The organism is Pseudomonas sp. 18058 (assembly GCF_902706155.1).
In the GTDB taxonomy this organism is placed as follows: domain Bacteria; phylum Pseudomonadota; class Gammaproteobacteria; order Pseudomonadales; family Pseudomonadaceae; genus Aquipseudomonas; species Aquipseudomonas rustica.
This window is the reverse complement of sequence record NZ_CACSJY010000009.1, coordinates 41,652-61,638: the sequence shown is the minus strand read 5'-3', so window position 1 is coordinate 61,638 and position 19,987 is coordinate 41,652. Positions and strand designations below refer to the sequence as shown.

Genomic DNA, 19,987 nt, shown 5'->3' with positions numbered 1-19,987 from the left:
TGATCTTCGAACGCATGGGCATTTTTCCAGTGTCCCTGTCACTTAGGTCTGGATCAAAGTCAGGAGTAATCAGAACAGAGCATTCAAAGCGGGACGATTACACGATGGTATCGGGCTTGGTTTCGGATACACGCTCCATGCGATAGGGGTACTACTAGGGGAGGGCAACCCGTTGGAAAGCGATAGGAGTAACAGGCTCGGTATGGTAACAAGCGACGTAACGTATATCTGCTGCGGGTATGCGATCTACTGCACGCTATCATTACGTCGATTAAAGGCCGCTGTGGCCCTTTTGTGGCTGTCCCTACCTCCCTAGCAAGTCAATGCCGGGCCTTGCAACGCGCAGTTGATTAACGAGCGTCTGCGCCGGAGGTGAATCCATGGCGCGGCAATTGTTATCGTGGTGGGACTACAAGGCGCAGCTTCAATGTCCGTGTGTGTCCAACATTAAAGGGTGTCCTAGTTATGAGCGATGAGCTGGATCGAAAAATAAGAAATTTCCTCTGCATTTCCATGCATGGGTCGATATCGGCCGCTTCTGAACAGCTGGATATTTCTCAACCAAGTCTGAGCCGACAGCTCGCTAGTTTGGAAAGCTATCTCGGAAACCAACTTTTTAGGCGAACGGGTCGAGGGCTAATTTTAACCGATGCTGGAAAGCATTTGGCGTCTATGGCGAGCCCTGCGTTCATGGCAATTGATGCGGCCATCGTTCAAATCAGAGATCAATTCGGCATCACGCAAGGCAGTCTGCGCTTGGCAACGGTGCATACGCTTACCTACTATTTTCTTGGAGATCTGGTCTCTCGATTCGTGCACCAAAATCAGGACGTAAACGTCTCGTTCATGGCCCGAAGTTCGACCGAGGTCGTAAAGCTCGTGGAGTCAGGCAGAGCGGATCTGGGTTTCGTATACGACAGCGAAGTGGCGTCAAAGGAGTTGCTGTCGAGCGGTCTTTTTACCGAGTCAATGGCAATCATAATCAAGGCCGAACTGGAACCAGCGCCGCTGAGCATCGACATGGGGGAGCAGCCATTAAGGCTTGTGGTGTTTCCGAGTGGTTATGCGCTACGAAGAATGCTGGACACATGTGAAGTGCCTTATGTCGTGGCTGCAGAGGTTGAAACCGTTGACGCAATGCTCGAACTGGTCGCTTCAGGTGTGGGAGCCTGCGTCCTCCCCGCACACATTCCAAATAGGGTGCTGGAGCAGTACAGCCTCACTCGTGTGACCGACGTAAAACCGTTGCTAAAACGCAAGGTAGTCGCCATCTACCGCTCCGACTCACCCTCGACAGCCATTACCAGATCGATACTGGGATTTGCCATGGATGCGGCGAAGTCGCTCTAGTGAATACCTGATATAGCCCTAGCCTCATCGCCATCGATGATCAAGCTTCATAAGCTTGAGCCACCGTTGATGGTTAGATTGAGGATTGCCAAGTGAGTCAGGAACTACGCAGTAAAGAATATTTCGATTTGCGGGCCACAAGCGAGATGGCCCAACACCTTAAATCAAAAGAGATGCCTCTGAAGGAGCGCCTTGCTTACGCAGCCAGAATCCTTGCGATGACCGGACAAGAGGCTGGTCTTGCCGGGCAGCTCACCGCGCGCTCCGATAGGGAAGATACCTATTGGACATTACGTTTCGGCCTTGGATTTGAAGAAGCGACAGCGGAAGACTTTATCGAGGTCGACAAGGATCTCAATACAGTAACTGGCGAAGGGATGGCTAATCCCGCCACCCGCTTTCATTTGTGGGTTTACAGAAATCGCCCAGACGTCACTTCGATCATCCACACGCATTCTCCCTGGGCATCTGCGCTAGCCGCCGCGAGGCAGCCACTTGTGATCTCGCAGATGGATATGACTCCGCTGTTCAACGATTGCGCTTTCTTGGGTGAATGGCCAGGGGTACCGATCGCCGACCACGAGGGGACTTTGATATCCGAGGCACTGGGTGGGATGAAGTCAATCATTCTGGCCCACCACGGATATCTCACCGCCGGCGTATCGGTAGAGGAAGCCACTTACCTTTCGGTATACCTGGAGAGGGCGGCGAGGATGCAGATCCGGGCCAAGGCGTTCGGTGATCTGACACCAGTCGACCCGGTCTTAGCGCAGGAAGCTCACGACTATCTTTTGAAACCCTCCATTGTGCGAGCGACATTCGATTACTGGTGTCGTCAGACGCACCGATTGCCTGGCATGCCGCCGATGTAAAGATCTCATTCCACAAGCCCGTACTGCATCTTCGTATGGGCCCGAGTTTGCGTGCTTATAAGAAAGACTCCCACACACAATCACTGCCAGATAAAGGACTGAAAAATGTCGAAAATAACGAAGGCAGATGCGGCTCCTTCAGCCGTGAAACGTCAGACAGTGATAGCCGGTATTGCGAGCATGACGGGAACCACGATTGAGTGGTATGACTACTTCCTCTATGGCAACGCAGCTGCGCTCATTTTCAATAAAATATTCTTTCCTGATTTTGACCCGGTCACTGGCACCCTGGCAGCGTTCGCGACATATGCCGTCGGATTCTTTGCGCGTCCGTTTGGTGGCATTGTATTCGGCCATTTCGGAGACCGATTAGGCCGAAAGTCGATGCTCATTATCACGCTGTTCATGATGGGTGTGCCGACGATCATCATAGGGTTGATCCCTTCCTACGATTCCATCGGTTATTGGGCGGCTGTGCTACTTGTACTGATGCGAGTGCTGCAAGGCATTGCGGTCGGCGGTGAATGGGGAGGGGCGATTCTCTTGGCCGTCGAGCATGCGCCTGAGGGTAAGAAAGGCTTTTTCGGCAGTCTGCCCCAAACTGGCGTTGCCACTGGATTGATTCTTTCATCACTTGCGATGGGTGCTGTCGCCCAATTGCCTGAGGAGGACATGCTCAGCTGGGGTTGGAGAATTCCTTTCCTTGCCAGTGCTGCATTGCTTCTAGTGGGCTGGTATATACGCGAAAAAGTGGCCGAATCCCCCGACTTTATCTCTGTGAAAAGAGATGTACCTCGTGAGATGCCGTTTAAAACCGTACTACGTGCGCATCCCCGAGCGTTGCTTGCTGTTGCCGGTGCTCGTTTGGCTGAGGTGACCTGGTTCTACACGATTGCGACCTTTTCCTTGGCTTATGCAACAAAGACGCTTGCGATACCGAAGGACTTAATGCTGAATGCGGTCGTCTGGGGCGCTACCGTTGCCATGTTCACCATGCCCTTTTGCGGTTGGATAGGTGACAAAGTCGGTCAGAGAAAGATGTTTGCTGCTGGTATTGTAGGCGTCATTTTGTTTTCCTCTGTCTTCTTCCAATTGCTTCAAACCCAGGAACAGTTCTGGATCATTTTTGCGATGGTAGTAGCCATTGGGATTATTTACTCGATGCTGTACGGGCCCGAAGGTGCGCTATTCTCCGGCCAATTTACTCCAGACGTGCGGTACACAGGAATTTCCGTTGCAGTGCAAGTATCCGGAGCTATCGGTGGCGGGCTAGCCCCTATCATTGCCACATCGTTGCTTGCATATGGAGGGGGTGACCCGTTTTACATCAATGGCTATTTGATAGGGTTGGGGGTGATCGCCTTGATTGCCCTTACCCAGATGAGATCCGTCACAGGCGATTCAGCGAAATGCGTGGCCTCCATCACAGTGCCGGCAAAGTCTTAACCTGAATGAGGGCGACTACGTTCGACCAAATCATTCCATGCAGGATTGCAGGAAGATCAAAGAGTGCAGCGGGGCAGGGGTTGGCACGCCAGCGCCTAAAAAGGAACGATGGTGTTTATGAAACATACTTCAGAGCGCCTAGTTATCCTCCAAACGACCTTGTGGGGTCCGACTCGCTCCGTTTTCGGCAACAAGTTGCCCTTGTGGTGTACGACTCGAGCCATCGGCAGCTACCAACTGTCCTTGCGGCGTACGGCTCGATCCATCGGCAGCCACCAACTGTCCTTGCGGCGTACGGCTCGATCCATCGGCAGCCACCAACTGACCCTGCGGTGTACGGCTCGAGCCGTCCTGTACCAAGAAGTCACCGCCGCCCTGCGCGTTCACAGAGGTCAACTGGAAGCAGGTGCTGCTGCCGCAGGAGGTTTGTTCAACTGCGGCGTTGGCATGAGCGGCGGCACCGGCAAGGGCGAAAGCAGCGGCGGTCAAAAAGCGAGTCACGTTGTTCATGGTTTTTCTCCTGTTTCAAAGGGGATTGGCAATCGGTAAGTGGAGGGCTCAGTTGTCACCAATGCAGCCGTCAGCGAACTTGCGGTAGTCCAGGACCTGCGTTTTGCTCTGGGAATCCAGGTAGGTCATCTGGGCATTCACAACCCCGCAGGTGGGTGCGGCGTCCTGTGTCAGCGACACCACTTTCTTGATGTCCAAGTGGGTGCCATAGGTGTAGGTCTTAGGCGAAACGTCTGCTTCGGCGCGGGCAGATAAAGTGCAGATGTTCAGGGCGGCAAACAGGCAAGCGGCGTAGATTGCTTTGGTGTTCATGGTGATCTCCTAAAGGCTTCAATGGCTAGGTCGTTCAATTGAGCCGAGGCGGTTGGGTTTGCCTCGATGGAACCTATTAGAAGCCTGAGAGGTATCTGGTCTGTGTCGAATAAACGGGTGTTTAAATCGAAACGTATCGGAGCCGCCTGGCAATACACATCGATACAAACCTTGAGGAATTTAAATTTTTTCTCTATCTGCCATTCACACCAGATTACGAATGTGAACGGACCATCGGCAACGTGGCGATCGCCAACAATTACAGATCTGGAGCATTTTCGAAAACCAGTACTGGCCCGCTCATTACCTGATCAACGCCATGAGGCAGATGAGTTACACCCACTTTGGATGAAGGCAATGATAAGGCACAGGATCAGGTGATTCAAAACCTGAAAGGAGTATCCGTGTTGAATATCAATCAGTTAAGCAGTGAGTGGCATAAACCGATACTTATGTGTAAGTGATCAGTACACAGTTTCCGCCTAGGCTGACTCCAGCGAAGTCACTGCACTTAGCTATTACCTGCAGCTCTCTACAGTTAATTTGGTATACACAAGTGGATAATATCGACTAATTATGGATGAGGTCTGTTACTTGAGATATCTAATAGATCATTTTCGCATTCCGCTTGGATATCCACCGCTAATCAATATTGGCCTGCCATCCGCTCTGTCTTAATGGCAAATAGCCTTGCACTTCGATTTTGAGTCTTGGTTTCAGGACAAAACTTTCTTTGTAGGAGTTCATCAAATGGCAAGAACAGTGTCGGACTTTGTAGTCGAAGCCCTGCGAGGCGCGGGAGTGAATCGCGTGTACGGCGTGGTAGGCGATTCGCTCAACGGCTTTACGGATGCACTGCGCCGGGATGAATCCATCGACTGGATTCATATGCGCAACGAGGAAGCAGCTGCATTTGCAGCTGGTGCGGAAGCACACCTTACCGGCGATCTGACCGTTTGTGCTGGTAGCTGTGGCCCAGGAAACCTTCACCTCATCAACGGGCTTTTCGATGCTCACCGAAACCGTGTTCCTGTATTGGCGATTGCAGCCCATATACCAAGCACCGAAATAGGGATCGAATACTTCCAAACGACTCACCCGGAAATACTGTTCAAGGAATGCAGCCACTATGTTGAATTGGTTTGCCGTCCGGATCAGCTCCCTCAAGTGTTGGAGCGCGCGATGCGCGCGGCGATCTCAAAAAAAGGGGTGGCTGTAGTGGTGCTCCCGGGGGATGTCGCTTTGCAATCTACCTTGGTACCGGTACCGCGTTGGCTTGTGCCCAGCGATCCTGTCATCCATCCGCGCAGTGACGAGCTTGAGCAGCTTGCTTTCATGCTGAATAAAGGCAAAAAGATCACACTGCTTTGCGGGGCGGGTTGCGCGGGCGCACACGAGGAGATTTTGAGATTAGCTCAGAAGCTGAAAGCTCCTATCGTGCATGCGCTTCGTGGCAAGGAATTCATCGAGTACGACAATCCCTACGATGTTGGAATGACTGGATTAATCGGGTTCTCTTCAGGCTATGCGGCTATGAAGGATTGCGACACTCTACTGATGCTGGGTACCGACTTCCCATACCGGCAGTTTTATCCAGCAGACGCGCGCATTTTCCAGATTGATGTTCGCGCTGAGGCACTTGGAAACCGTTGCGGTTTGGACATGGGTTTGGTTGGCCAAGTGAAACCCACACTTCAGGTACTGCTTCCTTTGCTAGAGGAGCACAATGACAGCGGTCATCTCGATGCTGCCTTGAAGCATTACAGGGAAACTCGCGCAGACCTGGACGCCCTGGCAGAGGGAGGCTCAGACGGCGCGATGATTCACCCGCAGTACGTGACCCGTCTGGTTAGCGAACTGGCGTCTGAGGATGCTATTTTCACCTGCGACGTCGGCACGCCAACTGCTTGGGCTGCACGCTACTTAAAAATGAACGGCAAGCGCCGCCTCATTGGTTCGTTCAACCACGGTTCCATGGCCAATGCAATGCTCCAGGCTATCGGTGCGCAGTGCGCCTTCCCTAGTCGCCAAGTCGTCTCTATGTCTGGCGACGGTGGTTTTGCAATGATGATGGGCGATGTCCTGACATTGAGGCAGATGAAACTGCCCGTAAAAATCATCGTGCTTAACAACGGCACATTGGGTTTTGTGGAAATGGAGATGAAAGCCCACGGTTTCCTGGACGTTGGTTGTGAGCTGGATAACCCGAACTTTGCAGCAATGGCCCAAGCCATCGGTATCAAGGGCATCCGGGTTGAAAAATCTGCGGATTTGGCCGGTGCATTGAAGGAAGCCTTTGCTCATCCGGGCCCCGTCGTGGTGGACGTTGTTAGCGAAAGGCAAGAGTTGATCATGCCGCCAAAAACCACGTTCGCCGAAGCGCAAGGGTTCGGGCTCTTCATGTTGAAAGCTGTCCTTGATGGACGGGCCAAGCAGCTCATCGATCTAGCCAAGGTCAACCTACTACGATAAGCACTAGGATCTGTGCCAGTAGCCAACACGCTGGCTCTGGCGGGCTGATCCGATCTAGCGGGCCGGCCCCTGATTCACCAGAGTTCTCAGATTTTTCCGCATAGGGTGAGGATGCCGAATTATGAAAACTTCTGATGCGCGACGTTTGCCCGTATCAAAGCCTGATCAGGGCTATTTGCACTGCGTTGTCAGGTCTTCATTTTACTCAAGCTGACCTCCATCTTCGACATCAGAATGAATAACAGCGGTGTGGTAGGAAAAGAACTGACTGCCCCGGCGAGTAATGATGCTTGAACGGCTTCGTGCATGCCGGGAAGATTGGCATTGCATATTTCATACATACGTTCAGGACCACCCTATCATCACAACGAACAATAGACGGTCGATAGCGCAGACGCTGGAATATGAGCCTCTAATTGATCTTCAAATATCAACCATGCTTGTTGGTTCAAGGAGGTAATATGCGAATTGTGTTCTGTGGTGAGACTTTTCCCGATACTGCAGAGGCCCTTCGGCAAGCGTTGCCAGTCGATGCCGGTGATGAAGTGATTGTGTGGTCAGGAGAGGATCTAAAAACGCTTCCTAACAACATAGATGTATTGATTCCCAAAATGCACAGTGTCGATTCTCGCTTGCTTGAAATGAGCCGCTGCCGCCTCGTGCAACAATGGGGGGTAGGTCTGGAGGGTATCGATATTCTTGCGGCCGAGGATTTAGGGATTCCAGTCGCTAACGTCCCAGCCAATGGAGGAAACGCAGACTCCGTTGCGGAGCATGCGTTGCTTTTGATATTGGCGTTGCTCCGAAATCTGACAATAGCTCAAATTAATGTTCGGAACGGCATATTGGGTGCGCCATCAGGGACTATGTTGGCGGGACGTACGGTGTGCCTCTACGGTTTGGGAGCAATCGCATTGCCGCTCGCTCGGCGTCTCAAATCTTTTGACGTTAAATTGATCGGGCTGACGCGCCAGCGAAGTGCCGCGAAGATGGCGGAATTTGGCCTGGATGAATGTTACTCGCTAGAGGAAAAAGCGACTTGCTTGAAGCAGGCTGACATATTGGTCATCTGCGCTCGCCTCACTCCTGAAACCCGCAATAGTATAAGTCCCGATGAACTTGCTTTTCTCCCCGCTGGTGCATTGCTCATTAATGTGGCGCGTGGTGGTCTCGTTGAGGAGGCTGCGTTAATTAGCGCCCTTCGATCGGGGCATTTGGGTGGTGCAGGAATAGATGTTTACTGGCAGGAACCGGTCGATACTCAGCATCCACTTTTGCAAATGAGTAACGTTATCGCAACACCGCATATTGCTGGCATCACACTCGATTCTCTCAAAGATATTGCAACAGGCGTTGCGGCTAATATCAATCGTCTGCGCGCGGGACTGCCCTTACAAGGGGTGACCAATAGTCGAACCACCGAATGATTCTATGAGCACGGCCTATATCCGGGTTGATCTATCTAGTCGTTAAGCAAAGAGTCAACTTACTCCTTGCGCTAAGCGCGATTCATCGAATGCATGGGCGCAACGCAATTAAAGAGGTTTAAATGACTGTTCTCAGAAAAAATACAGGCATGAATATTACGGCGCTGAACCAAGGTAGTCACTTTGTAGACTTGAATGGCGTCCATTTAAACTATCGGGTAAAAGGGAACGGCCCCCTGTTGTTTGTTGTTTCTCCAGGATGGGGTATTGGAAGCTTTTATCTGCAACGCGGCCTAGAATTTTTGACGGAACGCTTCAGAGTGGTATTTGTGGATACTCGCGGCAGCGGTTTATCTGGGCGCCCGAGTGACCCTGCTATGATGGGCAGCAACCAAATGGCTGACGACCTGGACGCTCTGAGATCGCACCTCGGCCTCTCCACTATTGTTTTGTTGGGGCACTCAAATGGCGGAACTATTGCATTGTCCTTTGCTCAACGGTACGCCGAGCGGGTCAGCAAATTAATACTGATCGATAGTCAGTTATTTGGATTTTCTGCAGCAGAGGATACTCATCGCTTCCTCTCCACTCGAGCCGAGAACCCGGACTACTCAAGCGCAGTCAACTTGGCTCATCATTTTTTTTCGGGCAAGGGCAAGCCACCAAGGAACGATGATGAACTCACGGAGTTTGTCGGTAATATTCTTGCGCTGTATTTGAATAATCCGGGTACAAATCTCGCTACTGCCCGTCAGCAGCTTTCAGATAAACCGATCTCTTTTTATGCGTTCGGCAGTCAAAATGCCGCCGACGCCGCTGCTCACAATGATCAAACGGTTTTGCTCCATTTGATAAAGGCACCCGTCCTAATCGTCAGTGGCAGGCATGACTGGATTTGCCCTATCGCCGTCGCAGAACGAATGCACGCAGGTATTGAAAATTCCACGCTGGAAATATTCGAGGAAAGCGGGCATTTACCGTGGATCGAAGAGCCAACCAAATTCCGGTCACAAATTTTCTACTTTCTGACCTGATGAGGCTGATCGACTCTGGGCGTCGATGGGTGTGCAGGCTTAGCCTCAGGTTCACGCGAAGAAAAGCATCATCAATACCAAACGACTCCAAGGCCGCTTATTACTCTGGCACGATGCAATGATTTTTCTGAAAACGAGCGCTGAATCAGCTTTTACGTAAATGTGAGAAAATCCTTCTGCCTAACTGGCATTAACTACTGTCTTCGGAGTTGGTAAATCGTGCTGCACCAATATGCGACTCGAACCATCGCAGCACGAAATCCCTTGGTGGTTAAACGTATTTTTAAGATTGGTAACCCACGCAGTAGTGCTTGTGTTAGATACCATTGATACTCAGCTCTATGTTTCGATCTTGACTTGGAGCTGGGCTTTATTATTTGAAGAGGGGCAGGGCGCTTTGAGTGGTTATCATGAATGCGGTGGTTCAAAGCCGATTTTCAGGTGAATACGCCCGAGGGCAGCAAACATTGGGCATACGATGACCTCCGGCTGGGTAATTTCCGCAGACCCGAGATCGATAGCAAAGTTTCCGAACATGGTATCCAAGACACAGCCCGCACGTTTTTGAGACGCTGCCACGAGTTCGAACTTCAAATCATAGGAATCACTGACCACAATTTCTCGGAGGAGCTTGATGCTGATGTCTGGTGTCGCACGCAACGGCTCCGATAAAATAAATCCGTAGCTCAAGAGCAGGGGCGGAAGCCTTTCCACTTGTTCCCAGGCTCCGAGGCCGACATTGGCTACCATGTGCTCTGGCTGTTTGAAACCGCCACCAAGGTCAACGACCTGATGCGTGTGAACTCGGGTTCACCAAGCTTGGGCTAGGCAGAGCCTGAACGATTCGAGCGTTGGCTTCCATTACCCTTTCGGCAACGAGTTGAGACAGTTAGCCTCCCGAAACTGCTGGATATAGTTCAAGGTGAATATGGCGGCCAAGAGGATGGGTTGCTTCAACGACCCGGAATCGACTGGACTACCAGTTACCCGACCTAATGGCACTGGAGGTTACCCAGTATCCCCTGAACCCAAAAGCCGCCGACATCCTCAATGATACCAACCGTGAATGGGCAAGGCTTGGTAAACAGCCAGCCTATGTCCTGCAACGAAAAGATCCAAGAAGAGGGCGTTGAAATGTGCTTACTTATAACTCAACTAAATAGATGTTTATTTAAGCTGGCTACTCACACCATGCAGAGGTGTGATGTATCCTTTAGCAGTTGACCTATTCAAGAGTTCATATCTCACGTCAAAAACGCGGCGTCAGGGGGTTTAAATTTGATCCAAAGTTATTTAGCAGGACGCCAAAAGTTGAAAGCTACGGCTGACTGAGCATTGCGAATGATAGTAAGAATGAGGGTAAACATTCTAAACGTATGCGTTGAAATTTCTGGCGTGCTAGGTAAATGTAGGCAAACCCGCAGATTAAGCATTATGCCCTAAACCTGTTGTAGTCTCCTTGTGAGACGGCACCGGCAGAAGGGAGAGGGACGCTCGATATCGCTTCAAATAGCCCTAAATATACTCATCTCGTACACTAATTTTCGCGGCCTTGTTGCCTTTACCGACAACGTTGAACCAACAATTTTTCACCGTCGAACTCGAACAAACCCATCGTAGACTTCCAATTATCCCTACCTTCGAGATCAGATATCTCGAAGGTAGGGAGAGAAGAGGGTGGCCACAATAAACGATACCCGCGCATGTTGAGGATCCTCCTGAGCTATGACTTCTGCGGTTTCAATTACATAAATCCACTGAAGCTGAGTCTGAGCTGTCCAAGGTTGCGCTTTTGTCTGACGGCTCGAACTGGGTTGGCGTCGGTGGTGAGACCTTCATCGATGGTGTGCTAGAAGAAACTGCCACAAACGGCAAAAACCAGGCTCGACCCAGCAGACATTTTGTATTCTGTTTCATCGATATCTTAACTGTTCTCAGCAGCAAACTTGCATACCTGTTTAGCGATCTTGACGTTAAAAGGACGCCATTTGTCGTTGATGATGTAGGTATCACAAATCCATTTTGCAACGGGGATGCGAACGTTGATACTCTGAATATATCATTTTGCATCCATCAAATGGCCTCCAGGCTGTGGGATTGATTAGCGGACAAGCATGTCGCTTCTTGGCCCTTGAAGAGCGAGACTTCTGTTATGACCATGGTTAATGAGCGTACCCGCAGCGTTGTACAAACAGAAAAGTTTTTACGCGATATCGTCAGAGATCCAACACTGCCGGAAGCCTTACGACTCCGCGCCAAAGGCCTTCTGCGTCATTACCCGGAAGCTGAAGATATTTGGCACGCTGGCCAGTTAGAGGAGCAGCGGAAAGTCGAGTTGTTAGGTTTGGAAGAAAAGCATGGACCTCTGCCACCTGTATTAAGCATTTGGTTGGCGACGGAACCTCTGTTTTGTGACGAGCGCCCAGATTCCGATTCAGTCGCGTAAAGAAACGCTTGTAACCCAATCAACCAATGCGCAGACGAGATTCTGATGCCTAGAAGCCACATAAAGCGGGGCGCTCATCAAATTCCGGTGGTATCAAACTGGAAGCGCTCAGAAAATTCCGGTCGGCGTACACAGCATTCCGGTGCCTGGGAACAGTAAATATAGTGGATTGCGGCTGGTGAAACTCTTGCCAACTGGGGCGCTCACCAGATTCCGGTGGACTCCAACTGGAAGCGCTCAGCAAATTCCGGTCGGCTTACACAGAATTCCAGTGCCTAGAACCAGTAAATATAGTGGATTGTGGCAGGTGAAACTCTTGCCAACTGGGGCGCTCACCAGATTCCGGTGGACTCCAACTGGAAGCGCTCAGCAAATTCCGGTCGGCTTACACAGAATTCCGGTGCCTAGAACCAGTAAATATAGTGAAATGTGGCAGGTAAAACTCTTTCCAACTGGGGCGCTCACTAGATTCCGGTGGACTCCAACTGGAAGCGCTCAGCAAATTCCGGTCGGGGTAGACAGAATCCTGGTGCCTCGGATTAGCAAATATAGAGGTTTGCTGCAGGTATATCTCTTGCCAACGGGGGCACTCACCAAATTCCGGCGGATCCCAACTGGAAGTGCTCAGCAAATTCCTATCGCCGCACACAGAATTTTCAGTGTTTCTAGCCAGTAATTTTGTTGCGGAAACTCTCGCCAAACGGGGCGCTCACATATTCGAATGAGGGTTATCATATGAGGACTTCAAAGTATTCACCGATAACAAAAAGCCAAGTGGTCGATGCGGTCACAAAATTGTCAGCTCAAAGCGTCCCGGTTACAGCAAGATCAGTTCGGGGGTTTCTTGGCAGAGGTTCATACTCAACGATCACGAAACTGCTTCGCGAAGTTCGCGCCTACGAAGCGGAAAATGAAACTGCAGAAGAAAAATTTGCGGCATTTCCTGATAAAATAAGATCTATTTTGTCTTCAGTTTTGCTTGAGCTGAGGAGAACTGTAAAGGAGGAGGCGGACGCGGAACGCCGAGGGATAGATAGCCTTAAACGCAACCTGCGGCACAGATGGGCGGGTTTAGTTAGAGATAAATTTGAAGCGATAAGGGCTTTGGATGCTGAGCGAAAGTTTCGGATCGCACTGCAGGAAGACAACCATATCAAGGCGCAATTGCTTGATCAAATAGCAGCCATGCAGAGGCAGAATTTGTACTTAGAAAAATGCCTAGAAGAGTTCACCAATGAACACCTGATGAAAATTGCCAAGCTCGAGCAGGACCTAAGTAGCAGTCAAGCGCGAGTTTTTCAGCTTTCGATGAAATTGGCAGGCATACAGCCGACAGAGCCCGAAGCGTAGCGGGTACGACAGACTTTGGGCTGGTTAGTGAGTCAGCGCTTCTGTGAAGGAGCATTAGGACGCCTGAAATATTATGACAAAGGCCTGAAAGCGAAGCCTAAATCCTAAGCCGGGTATAATCCCCAGATTTGTATTTTTACTTCCTATAAATTTAAATTTTTACTTCCGGGTAGTGTCAGGAGCCACAGGTTGTGAACAGCATTCCGTAATACATGATTTAACATAATATACATTACACGTAACAAAGTATTACGAGGTTGGGGTGGTTGCGCACAGCATTTCAATCTCCAGCATCGCTCTCAGAACCTCTTTCCCCGAAGCCTTTAGCAACCCGTTGAAATTCACCTCACTCAACCCTCATCACGCGTCAGCTTCTCAATCAGCGTTCGATGCTGTGGAAACTGCTCCACGAGTTTCTGACGATCACCCATTTCCATGTCCGCAAAATCAAACCCTGGCGAAACCGCTTCGCTGATCAATCCAAATCCGTTCGGCCCATCCAGTAACCGTGAAGCTTTCCAGATTCCGCCCGGTACGTGTAATTGCAAAAGCTGTCCTGCGAGCATGTCGCTGCCCATTACCAATGTCTGCAACGAACCATCGGCGTGAATCAGGCTGTACTCGATGGCGTCGCCCAGATGAAAGTAATGCAGGATGTCCGACTGATTGAAATGAAACTGGCCCACGGGCGATTGTTCATCCAGCAGATAATAAATCGACGTCATCAGGTATCGTGAACCATTGGCCGTTTCGAGCATGTCTCGATGGTATGCCTGATAGGTTCTGCGAAAATAACCACCTTCGACGTGAGGCTCCAGATTCAGTGCCCTGATCACGCCTTCAGATCCGCTTCTGCGCTGAATCACGGCCTTCTCCTTCGAATATGCGGCTAACTTCTGGATAGCTCGACTAAACGGTCATTTAGTGTAGTTAAGTATATCGCCATCCCCAGACGCTCTCTCCAACTAAATTCAGGCAAAAAAAACCTCACAAAAGGGAGGCGAAGAATGAGAAGAGCCACAAGTCAACGTCCAATAGACTGGCTGCACACGCTAAGCGTACGCAGTGCCAGAATCTGTAGGCTATTTCCGTAACGGTTTGTTTTTCTCAATCCTTCACCCTCCCTGAGGTGATGTGTAATTTTCGACGTTGATCCTTCTCTATGGGTTGTCATCTACCTTAAAGACAAGGATTTACCATGAACTCACCCGCCCTCCTTCGCTTGCTCTCCAACGACTTTGAAATCAAATTAATGCGTTGGGCGCTGATACTGATCTTCGCGATATTTGGCTATGCCAAATGGTTTCCCTATGAAGCTGAGGGTTTGGTGCCTTTGCTCAGTAACAGCGCAATCCTCGGCTGGATGCACAGTGCGTTCGGGATACAAGGTGCCAGCTACGCCTTGGGTGTGGCGGAATGGGCCATCGGCCTGGGTCTGATTCTGGGTATCTGGTTTCCGCGAATTTCCGTGCTGGCGTCCGCAGGCTCGGCGGTCACTTACCTGACCACCCTCACCCTGATTTTCACCACACCGGGCGCCTGGGAGGCGTCGGCTGGCGGCTTTCCGGCAATGGGCGGTGCGACCAGTTTTCTGATCAAGGATGCGGTGTTGCTGGCCGGCTCGGTGGTGTTGCTCAAGCACAGCCTGCTGACGGTGTTGAGAAACTCAAAAGGCAACTTCGCCTGCCAGAACCCGCTGGCCCCGGTTGAAGAGCACAGCGGACTTTGAATCTATTCTGATCAGAACAATGATGCGCCCGGTTATACCGGGCGTTTTCATATCAAAAATCCACAGTGGCCGAGAGCAAATAAGTCCGTGGCGTCGACAGCGTCAACCCCGGTTCACTGTCATCTGACGCCCCTGCCGAACTCCAATAACGCTTATCCAGCACGTTCTCGATATTGCCGCGCAAGGTGATGGTCTTTTCATCCAGCTTGAACGTGTATCGCGTGCCGACATCGAAGCGCTCCCAGGAGTCGATCTCCTTCTGGTTTGACTGATCCAGATACTGCGAGCTCGAATAGATCCCGCGCCCAGTCAGCGTCAGCCCCTGCACGTTCGGCACATCCCACTCTGCCCCCAGATTGACGTTGTACTTCGGCGTCGCCGGCGCACGATTGCCGTCAAACGTGCCGTTGGTGGTTTCAGTCAACTCGCTGTCGATGTACATCACACCGCCGAGCAAGCGGAAGCCTTTCAGCGGTTCGCCAAACACGCTGAGCTCAACACCATTGTTCTCGCGCTTACCATTGGGCCCGAACACGCGCGTGGTGGCGTTGGTTTCATACGCTGGTTGCTTGATGCGGAAAACCGCAGCGGTCAGCGCATAGGCGCCGGCATCGTATTTGGCGCCGACTTCGACCTGACGGCTAATGAACGGCGGGAAAATCTCATCCTCGTTCACCGACGTCGACGGCGCGATCTTGCCCTGGCTCAGGCCTTCCATATAGTTGGCGTACAGCGACAGTTTGTCGGTCGCCTTGAACAGAATGCCGCCGGATGGCGACACTTTTTCCTCGTCATAAGCGGTGTCGCCCTTCAAGTCATCGCTCCAGTCATCGACTTTGACCCGCTGCCAGCGCGCACCGAGGGTCAGCAGTAAACGATCATCGAAGAAACCCAAGGTGTCCGAGAGCGCCACGCCGCTGAAACGGTTTTCGGTATAAACCTTGGCGTCGTAGCGCGTCGGCGTACCGGGTTTCGCCGTTTCCACCGGGTCATACAGATTGCTGCGCCCTGCCGCATAACGCGCGCCGCCGTTCTCGAAATCCATGTAGAAGTAGCTGGCCGCGAGGTTAACCTCGTGGCTCACCGGCCCGGTGTGAAACCAGTTACGCACGCCCGCCGTGGCCGTACGCACGTTTTCGTCGCGGGTGAAGTCGCGCGGCAGAACGCTGAAATCACCGGCATCGTTGGTCACGGAAACCGCATGACGCAGGAAGTCGTGATTGCTTTTGCGCGCACCGACGCCGCCGTACAGCATCACCGAATCACTCACATCAAATTCGGCGTTGACCGTACCGAAGGTGTCCTCGGTTTTCGCCTGGCTCCACGGCTGCGCGTAGTTGCGATGCACGTCGTTGGCGCTCGGCACCTTGGCATTGGCCGCGACTTGCACGCGTTCCTGGGGAGCATCGGTATCGCGTTCGGTGTGGCCGACATCGGTGGAAAGCCGCAAGCGTTCACCGCGAAAATCCAGCCCCAGTACCGCCATGTCACGGTCAACACTCTGGTGATCCCATTCAGTGTCGCCGGACTGTTTGACGCCGTTGAAGCGCAGACCGAATTTATTGTCCTCACCGAAACGCCGGCCGACATCCACAGCGCCGCCAAGCTGATTGTTCGAGGCGTAATTGGCGGTCAGCGAAGTGACCGGTTGGTCGGTGGCATGCTTGGGCACGATGTTGATCCCGCCGCCGACACTGCCCCGTGGTGAAATCCCGTTGATCAATTGGCTCGGGCCTTTGAGGATGTCGACGCGATCGGCCATTTCCATGTCGATGGTGTACGTCGGCAACACACCGTAGAGCCCGTTGTACGAAACGTCGCTGTTGAACAAGCTGAAACCACGGATGGTGAATTGCTCATAGCGGCCACCGGCAGGGTTGGTCGCGCGCACCGAGGGGTCGCTGGAAATCAGATCGCCCAAGGTGCGCGCTTGCTGATTCTTCACCGCCTCGCTGGTATAGGTGGTCATGCTGAACGGCGTTTCCATAAAGTCTTTCGACCCCAGCAAGCCCTGCGAGCCACGCCGCGCAACCTGGCCGCCAGCAAACACATCGGCATCGCTCGATCCGGTGGCGCCGAGAATCGAGGTCGGCGCCAGTTGCAGGCTGCTGCCATCGGCCGCCGGAATCAGCGTATAAGCGTGATCGCCCACCGGTTGCAGTTGCAGACCGGAGCCCAGCAACAAGCGGGTGAAGCCCTCCTCCACGCCGAACTCGCCGGACAAACCGTTGCTGTTGCGGCCACTGACCAGCGCCGGATCCACCGACAGATTGACCCCGGCCAACCCGGCAAAGCGAGTCAGCGCAGCACTCAAACTGCCGGCCGGCACCGAATAACTGCGGCGGGCCGCGTCATCGGCCCAACTGGATTGAATCAACACGGGGCTGGCACTCAGGCTCAGCAGGAGGCTCAACTGCAACAACGGACGCAAACGACTTGGGAATACTGCGGGCATTGGAAGAAGCTCTCGATTTTGTTCACTTACCTGCAATGACCGGTGAGGCGAATAAAAGGGACAGGCTTCAGACGATATTTTTTCGCGGCATCAACGTGACCCAGAAACGCGTGCGCGAATGCACCTCCAGCGGCAGGCTCGCTGCTAACAGTGCGAGGACTTTATCGGTGTTGTCGAGGCGGAAACTGCCGGTGATGCGCAGGTTTTCCAGTGCAGGATCCCAGCGCAATAAACCCGGGCGATAACGGCTTAACTCGCGCAGGAAATCGCCCAAAGGTTGGTTCTGCGCCATCAACACACCGTCGCGCCAGCCTGGCATTTTGGCGTCGAACGGCGTGACGAAACCGGCGCCGGAGGCTTGCAGATTGATCTGTTGTCCGGCATCCAGCATCAGCGCCAGGCCGTGCAACGGCTGCAATTGCACCGATCCGCTGAGCACCGATACGTTGCAATCACGCTCGTTAAGACGCACGCAGACTTCGCTGCGGCTGACGATGATCCGGCCGTAAGGCGCATTGATCTTCAGCGCCGCGCCGCCACGGACGTTGAGCGCCATTTCACCACGCACCAAGGTCAATTGACGGCTGGTGAGATCGACATTCACCGCACTCGCGGTGTTCAGTTGCAAGGTGCTGCCGTCGGCCAGCAGCGTCTGCTTGTGTTCGCCGGTGCTGGTTTGCAAATCGGCGCGCCAGACGTCCAACGGTAATTGGCGACTGATCAGCCACGCCGTCGGCACCAATGCGGCCAGCGCCAGCGCCCGTTTCAGGGCCGCACGCCGCGCCAGATCCGGTCGATCGAGGGTGGCCATGGCCAATTCTGTGGGCAGACTGGAAAATCGCTGACGCAATAACTGAATCTTCTGCCAGGCGTTTTCGTGGCGGCTGTCGCTCTCGCGCCAGGTCTTAAGCCGTGAGTGATCGGCTTCGCTGGCCTCACCGGACTCGAGCAACGCCAGCCATTGCGCGGCAGCCCGCGCCACTTCCCGCGCTTCATTACCGGGCGCTATTCTCATCGTAGATCTAGCATCAAACAATGCTCGTAAGCCGTTGCCATATAACGTTTTATGGTTCGCTCTGAGACTTGCAAGCGCTCGGCAATCTCGCGATAACCCAGGCCTTCGAGCTGACTCCACAGAAACGCCTTACGCACTGCTCGCGGCAAACCATCAAGCAATTCGTCCAGCGCTTGCAGGGTTTCCAGCAGCAGCCAGCGCTGCTCAGGCGACGGCACGCACTCTTCGGGCAATTGCGCGAGGGCTTCGAGATAGGCTTTTTCGAGACTGCGGCGGGTGTAGAAATTGCTCAGCAGACGTTTGCCGACCGTAAGCAAATAAGCTCGTGGCTCGCGCATGTCGACGATGGGTTGCGCGCTGCACAGCACGCGCATGAAGGTGTCCTGACTGAGATCCGCCGCATCCCAGGCATTGCCCATGCGGCGCCGCAACCAGGTTTCGAGAAAGCCACGATGGTCGCGGTACAGTTCGTGCAGGCACTGCTGCGATGGCGTCGCTGCTTCAGTCATCTCGAGAGGCCCTGCGCGAAGTAAGAATTCAAATGAGACTGATTCTAATTAACTTCACTCAGGAGACAAAGGTCTTTTTCGCCGCTGCAGCATTCATTAACGCTTCAGCGTCTCGCTCGGCAACTCGTTAAACAACGCGCGATAACTGCTGGAAAACCGCCCCAAATGCCAGAACGACCACTGCATCGCCACCTCGGCCACCGTGGTTTCCGTGGGTCTGCGCTTGAGCAATTCGCGGTGGGCACTGTTCAACCGGCGCAAACGCAGCCAGTGGCTGGGCGTCATCCCGGTGTAGGCCTTGAACGCTTGCTGCAACTGACGCAACGACACGCCCGCAACGTTGGAAAGCTCCAGCAGATTGAGCGTGTCTTCCGGCGAATCTGCGGCCCACTCCCCTACCCGTTTCATGATGCTTCGCTCTTCGGCGCGGCGCTGTAATCCGCCGCCGTCGAGACACACACGTGCGTTGTCGAGGAGGAACATACAGTCCTCAAGCAGCTGTTTTGTCAGTGCGTCTTTTTCATTAATATCAAGTGGTTGCGTCAACTTCGTGAGAGTTGAGCTTAACCAGCGGCTGAACAGGGCGTTCTGTCCGCAGTTGAGCTGCGTCATGAACAAACCTTCGAGTTTCGCCACATCCAGACCGTGCTGACGGACGAACTCCGGGCCGAACACCACGGCAATTTCCTGGTAGTTCTCCGGGGTGATCCAAATGTTGCGGCTGTCTTCGTTGAGCAGGTACAGCGCGTTATCACTGCGATCAAAACAGAACGCCAAAGCACCCGACGGTGCGCTGAAATTCTGCTCGACGCGGGTGTTCATCTGCTCTTCGTAGACCTCGACACCCTGCAGATCCAGATAGCGAATCTGCCCGGCGAAATGGCCCGGCGACATCTGTTGGTAATGCTGTACCCAGCCCGGCGTGGCGCGGACTTGCTCGGCCACATCGGCGGTGTTGAACGCTTGTACCTGGAGCGGATTGCACGTTGTCATGGGGTGACCTTGCGCACTCTTTTGGTGCGCTTTGGTGCTGCTTAAAGTGGATAGATGGAACTGCAAG

The 19,987-nt window shown here is 52.9% G+C and carries 17 protein-coding genes and 1 pseudogene; 10 read left to right on the top strand and 8 right to left on the bottom strand.

Annotated features, from left to right (window positions below; genetic code table 11):
- Positions 1-465 precede the first annotated feature (465 nt).
- The 3 genes from GVL50_RS07120 to GVL50_RS07110 all read left to right on the top strand — a co-directional run bounded on the left by GVL50_RS07120 (position 466) and on the right by GVL50_RS07110 (position 3,668).
- The gene (locus tag GVL50_RS07120; RefSeq protein WP_159812264.1) at positions 466-1,350 is read left to right on the top strand and encodes a LysR family transcriptional regulator; all 885 of its coding nucleotides are present in this window, start codon (positions 466-468) and stop codon (positions 1,348-1,350) included.
- 92 nt (positions 1,351-1,442) lie between these two features.
- Positions 1,443-2,222 carry an aldolase gene (locus GVL50_RS07115; RefSeq protein WP_159812263.1) on the top strand — a complete coding sequence of 260 codons (780 nt, stop codon included), beginning with the start codon at positions 1,443-1,445 and terminating at the stop codon, positions 2,220-2,222.
- 105 nt (positions 2,223-2,327) lie between these two features.
- The gene (locus GVL50_RS07110) at positions 2,328-3,668 is read left to right on the top strand and encodes an MFS transporter (RefSeq protein WP_218586031.1); all 1,341 of its coding nucleotides are present in this window, start codon (positions 2,328-2,330) and stop codon (positions 3,666-3,668) included.
- A gap of 138 nt (positions 3,669-3,806) precedes the next feature.
- Here GVL50_RS07110 and GVL50_RS07105 read toward each other — a convergent pair whose 3' ends face one another.
- Positions 3,807-4,178, bottom strand: a complete 372-nt coding sequence (locus tag GVL50_RS07105; RefSeq protein ID WP_159812262.1) for a hypothetical protein — start codon at positions 4,176-4,178, stop codon at positions 3,807-3,809.
- Positions 4,179-4,226: 48 nt separating this feature from the next.
- Entirely contained in the window at positions 4,227-4,490 is a 264-nt protein-coding gene (locus GVL50_RS07100; RefSeq protein ID WP_159812261.1) for a DUF2790 domain-containing protein, read from the bottom strand.
- A 206-nt stretch (positions 4,491-4,696) separates the two neighbouring features.
- On the opposite strand from GVL50_RS07100, the pseudogene GVL50_RS28945 reads away from it, so the two are divergent.
- The 4 genes and pseudogenes from GVL50_RS28945 to GVL50_RS07085 form a co-directional block, all read left to right on the top strand.
- A pseudogene (locus GVL50_RS28945) lies at positions 4,697-4,954 on the top strand (hypothetical protein); the annotation flags it as partial.
- Positions 4,955-5,240: 286 nt separating this feature from the next.
- Positions 5,241-6,962: a ubiquinone-dependent pyruvate dehydrogenase gene (poxB, locus tag GVL50_RS07095; RefSeq protein WP_159812260.1), complete on the top strand. Its 1,722-nt coding sequence runs from the start codon at positions 5,241-5,243 to the stop codon at positions 6,960-6,962.
- Between the two features lie 461 nt (positions 6,963-7,423).
- A complete protein-coding gene (locus tag GVL50_RS07090; protein ID WP_159812259.1) occupies positions 7,424-8,389 on the top strand; it encodes a 2-hydroxyacid dehydrogenase in 966 nt (321 codons plus the stop codon).
- Positions 8,390-8,511: 122 nt separating this feature from the next.
- Complete coding sequence (locus GVL50_RS07085) at positions 8,512-9,423, top strand: alpha/beta fold hydrolase (protein WP_159812258.1); 912 nt, start codon at positions 8,512-8,514, stop codon at positions 9,421-9,423.
- Positions 9,424-9,831: 408 nt separating this feature from the next.
- Here GVL50_RS07085 and GVL50_RS07080 read toward each other — a convergent pair whose 3' ends face one another.
- Positions 9,832-10,173 carry a hypothetical protein gene (locus GVL50_RS07080; protein WP_159812257.1) on the bottom strand — a complete coding sequence of 114 codons (342 nt, stop codon included), beginning with the start codon at positions 10,171-10,173 and terminating at the stop codon, positions 9,832-9,834.
- Positions 10,174-11,575: 1,402 nt separating this feature from the next.
- On the opposite strand from GVL50_RS07080, the gene GVL50_RS07075 reads away from it, so the two are divergent.
- A complete protein-coding gene (locus GVL50_RS07075) occupies positions 11,576-11,869 on the top strand; it encodes a BPSL0761 family protein (RefSeq protein WP_159812256.1) in 294 nt (97 codons plus the stop codon).
- Positions 11,870-12,604: 735 nt separating this feature from the next.
- On the top strand, positions 12,605-13,219 hold the full coding sequence (locus GVL50_RS07070) for a DNA-binding protein (protein WP_159812255.1): 615 nt from the start codon (positions 12,605-12,607) through the stop codon (positions 13,217-13,219).
- Between the two features lie 350 nt (positions 13,220-13,569).
- Here the strand turns inward: GVL50_RS07070 and GVL50_RS07065 are convergent, their stop codons facing one another.
- The gene (locus tag GVL50_RS07065) at positions 13,570-14,085 is read right to left on the bottom strand and encodes a cupin domain-containing protein (RefSeq protein ID WP_159812254.1); all 516 of its coding nucleotides are present in this window, start codon (positions 14,083-14,085) and stop codon (positions 13,570-13,572) included.
- A gap of 332 nt (positions 14,086-14,417) precedes the next feature.
- Between GVL50_RS07065 and GVL50_RS07060 the strand changes: the two genes are divergently transcribed.
- Positions 14,418-14,948 carry a YkgB family protein gene (locus GVL50_RS07060; protein WP_159812253.1) on the top strand — a complete coding sequence of 177 codons (531 nt, stop codon included), beginning with the start codon at positions 14,418-14,420 and terminating at the stop codon, positions 14,946-14,948.
- A 52-nt stretch (positions 14,949-15,000) separates the two neighbouring features.
- On the opposite strand, the gene GVL50_RS07055 is transcribed toward GVL50_RS07060, so the two are convergent.
- From GVL50_RS07055 to GVL50_RS07040, 4 genes are all read right to left on the bottom strand, one after another.
- On the bottom strand, positions 15,001-17,403 hold the full coding sequence (locus tag GVL50_RS07055; protein ID WP_159812252.1) for a TonB-dependent receptor: 2,403 nt from the start codon (positions 17,401-17,403) through the stop codon (positions 15,001-15,003).
- Between the two features lie 67 nt (positions 17,404-17,470).
- Positions 17,471-18,418, bottom strand: coding sequence for a FecR domain-containing protein (locus GVL50_RS07050; protein WP_159812251.1), 948 nt, complete (start codon positions 18,416-18,418; stop codon positions 17,471-17,473).
- Entirely contained in the window at positions 18,415-18,927 is a 513-nt protein-coding gene (locus GVL50_RS07045) for a sigma-70 family RNA polymerase sigma factor (RefSeq protein WP_159812250.1), read from the bottom strand. Before GVL50_RS07045 ends, GVL50_RS07050 begins: the two co-directional genes overlap by 4 nt.
- 96 nt (positions 18,928-19,023) lie before the next feature.
- Entirely contained in the window at positions 19,024-19,920 is an 897-nt protein-coding gene (locus GVL50_RS07040; protein ID WP_159812249.1) for a helix-turn-helix domain-containing protein, read from the bottom strand.
- Between the last annotated feature and the right edge of the window lie 67 nt (positions 19,921-19,987).